The sequence below is a fragment of the Okeania sp. SIO2B9 genome (assembly GCF_010672505.1).
Taxonomy (GTDB): Bacteria; Cyanobacteriota; Cyanobacteriia; order Cyanobacteriales; family Microcoleaceae; genus Okeania; species Okeania hirsuta.
Genome location: NZ_JAAHGK010000913.1, coordinates 1 through 3,178, shown reverse-complemented (window position 1 = coordinate 3,178; position 3,178 = coordinate 1). Strand labels below are relative to the sequence as shown.

1 protein-coding gene is annotated in these 3,178 nt (G+C 41.8%); it reads left to right on the top strand.

The window, feature by feature from the left end:
• The first annotated feature begins 527 nt into the window (after nucleotides 1-527).
• On the top strand, nucleotides 528-2,552 hold the full coding sequence (gene bchD / locus F6K13_RS25365) for a magnesium chelatase ATPase subunit D (RefSeq protein WP_124143689.1): 2,025 nt from the start codon (nucleotides 528-530) through the stop codon (nucleotides 2,550-2,552).
• Nucleotides 2,553-3,178: the final 626 nt, after the last annotated feature.

Sequence of the window (3,178 nt, the reverse complement as noted above, 5' to 3'; positions counted from 1 at the left end):
TTCTTATTTTAAAGTTACACTTTAATTCAAATATATAGTTGTACATTTGATTTTTTTACTACTGCAAAATAACTTTTAACTAACATTATTAATATTTATATGTAGCATAATTAAAAAAAAATATCATAAATTAAACAAAGCATAAGTTTCATTAAACTCAGCACCCACATACATAAAAAAAAAGCCCCTTTGTCAACATTGGCAAAGGGACAGATAACTATCAGGGTGCATCTACTAAACGTAGTATAACCTTTCTAAGGGGTGAAACCCCTCACTTTAATATTTTTATTACTTATGCTACATATAAATATTAATAATGTTAGTTAAAAGTTATTTTGCAGTAGTAAAAAAATCAAATGTACAACTATATATTTGAATTAAAGTGTAACTTTAAAATAAGAATATATATAAGGATTGGCATTTGAAGCAATAATCCTCCGCATCGCTACCGCGATCGCCAACCTCGATCGAAAAATATGTCCCATTATTTTGATATCCTAAAAACCAAGAGTAAAACTATTTAAACTATGCCTGTAGTAAACCCTCCCGCCATCATCAACTTTCCTCTAGCTGCCGTAGTCGGACAAGAAGCAATCAAACTAGCCCTATTGTTAACCGCTGTCGATCCAGGATTAGGAGGAGTTGCCATTGCTGGCCGTCGTGGTACTGCCAAATCGGTAATGGCCAGAGCGCTACATTCACTCCTACCTCCCATTGAAATTGTTCAAAATTCCATTAGTAACTGTAATCCTAACTATCCCGAAGAATGGGACGACCAACTATTAGAGCAGTATGCCGACCCCACATCAGTAGAAATTCCTACTGAAGTTATACCTGCACCTTTTATTCAAGTCCCTCTAGGAGTAACAGAGGATCGGTTATTAGGTTCTGTAGATGTAGAAAAATCAGTCAGACAGGGAGAAACAGTTTTTCAACCAGGATTATTAGCATCAGCTCACCGAGGAGTATTATATGTAGACGAAATTAATCTGCTGGACGACAATATTGCCAACTTATTGCTCACAGTTCTCACAGAAGGACGAAATCAAATAGAACGGGAGGGTATTAGTTTTCAACATCCTTGTAAACCTCTATTTATTGCTACTTATAATCCAGAAGAAGGGCCACTGCGAGAACATTTGCTGGATAGAATAGCGATCGCCCTCTCAGCAGATATGGTTTTAGATTTAGACCAACGAGTGGAGGCAGTAGAACAAGCATTAGCTTATGCTAAATCTCCCCAAGCTTTTCTCGAACAATATGCAGAAGATATAGATAATCTCAAAACTCAGATTCTTTTGGCTAGGGAGTGGATAAAAGATGTCACCATTACTAACGAACAAATCCAATATTTAGTAGAAGAAGCAATTCGTGGAGGCGTACAAGGACATAGGGCAGAACTTTTTGCCGTGCGAGTAGCCAAAGCATCAGCAGCACTGGATGGAAGGACAACAATTAATGCTGATGACTTGCGTCGGGCCGTGGAGTTAGTTATTGTGCCACGAGCAACAATAGTGCCAACCCCTCCAGAAGAGGAACAACAACCGCCACCTCCACCACCACCCCCACCAGAAGACCAGTCTCAAGAGGAAGAAGAGGAGGATGAGGATGAGGATGAGGAAAACCCGGAACCTCCAGAGGAAGAAGAGGCCAGTATTCCTGAAGAATTTTTGTTTGACCCGGAGGGAGTGGTATTAGATGATAGTGTGCTAATGTTTGCCCAAACAGCAAACCGTCAAGGTAAGTCTGGTAGTCGGAGTGTGATTTTTTCTGAAGACCGGGGGCGTTATGTGAAGCCAATGTTGCCCAAGGGTAAGGTGAGACGTATTGCGGTTGATGCGACTTTGCGAGCTGCTGCTCCTTATCAGAAGTCTCGTCGCGAACGTCAGCCAAATCGTAAAGTGATTGTGGAACCTATTGATATGCGGGCAAAGCGTTTGGCAAGAAAGGCTGGTGCTTTGGTGGTGTTTGTGGTTGATGCTTCGGGTTCGATGGCGTTAAATAGGATGCAGTCGGCGAAGGGAGCGGTGATGCAGTTGTTGACGGAGGCTTATCAGAGTCGTGACCAAGTGTCGTTGATTCCTTTTCGGGGGGAACAAGCGGAGGTTTTGTTACCGCCTACTCGTTCGATAACTACAGCACGACGACGTTTGGAAAAGATGCCTTGTGGTGGGGGTTCGCCTTTGGCGCATGGTTTGACTCAGGCGGTGAGAGTGGGTGTGAATGCCAAGCAGTCTGGTGATGTTGGGCAGGTGGTAATTGTGGCTATTACGGACGGACGGGGTAATATTCCGTTGGCGCGTTCGTTGGGTGAACCGATATTGGATGATGAGAAACCGAATATTAAGGAGGAGTTGTTGGAAATTGCTGCTAAAGTTCGGGGTTTGGGGATTCAGTTGTTGATGATTGATACTGAGAATAAGTTTGTTTCGACTGGGTTTGCCAAGGAGTTGGCGAAGCAAGCAGGGGGTAAGTATTATCATTTACCTAAGGCGACAGAACAAGCGATCGCGGCTATGACTCAGAATGCTCTCAAGGATGCTATTGGTTGAAAGGGAGTAGGGAGTTTGGGGAGATGGGGAGATGGGGAGATGGGGAGATAGGGAGATGGGGGCAAATTTCAACCTTTTTCCCCTATTTGATCACACACCCTATCTTTAACTTTTGTTGACAAACAGCCTCTTAATTTTACTCCCGATGAATAGACATCTCCACAAAAGAGAGAGTAGGGAGTAGGGAGCAGGGAGCAGGGAGAAAGAATTGATGAATAAGAGTGGGATAATTGATTTGACTTTTTATTATCATTTTCTTTGTGGGTTTAATACCCCACCGTCAACGGGGGTGTTCACGCATTACTTGGGGGAGCGAATCCCTATGTAATTTTCCTCCTGTCTCCTGTCTCCTGTCTCCTGTCTCCTTCTTCAATGGAGATTTCTAATTTCACTTCTAATATCAAGTCTCATTAATTAGCCATAATAAATTAGCTATCTCTAGTCATCTGAAATAAGCAGAAAAAAGTTCAGGAAGAATTTAATTATTGTGGTTATCTAACTAATATCATGTTCGGACGGGTCAGTTATAAATAAAATTTAAGGACTGACAGTACCGACGGTATCAAATAAATACTGAAATTGTCTTTACTTTTCTCCAATATTTCCTCTTTTTCTCCAATATTTCC